This window comes from Bradyrhizobium sp. CFUWI (genome assembly GCF_056429085.1).
Genome location: NZ_JBWJZE010000248.1, coordinates 1 through 418 on the forward strand (window position 1 = coordinate 1; position 418 = coordinate 418).

1 protein-coding gene is annotated in these 418 nt (G+C 66.0%); it reads right to left on the reverse strand.

Features of this window, described 5'->3' with window-relative positions; genetic code table 11:
* Positions 1 to 418, reverse strand: a 418-nt coding sequence (locus tag AC066S_RS39660) for an isocitrate dehydrogenase kinase/phosphatase AceK regulatory subunit (RefSeq protein WP_478272041.1), incomplete at both ends; no start/stop codon positions are given.

Below are 418 nucleotides of genomic sequence, written 5' to 3' on the forward strand. Positions count from 1 at the left end.
TCCATATCCACCATGAAATACGCCCGCGCGAAGCTGAACAGCATCTGCAGGTCGTCCTCGCCGAACAGCGCCGCATCGATCCGGTAGCGGCCCTCCGCGCCATGCAGGATGGGCAGCGCGAACGCGATCTCCTGGAAGCCGTTGATCACCTTCCCCACCACGTAGGCGCCCTTGTTCCGGTAGAACAGGCTGGAGAGCACCTGCAGCTGGAAGTTGGCGCGCCACTTCGCCTGGCCAAGCCGCGGCAGCATCACCTCCGCCACGCGTGCGGCATCCCGCGCCAGGTCCTCGAACTCGCCCTGCAGCTGGAAGTTGTCCACCACCCGCACCAGGGTTTCGTGCAGCGTATCGGGCGCCGGATAGTAGGCACGGTACGTGGGACGCGCGCCCGGCTCCTCGTTCTCCAGGTACTCCGTGC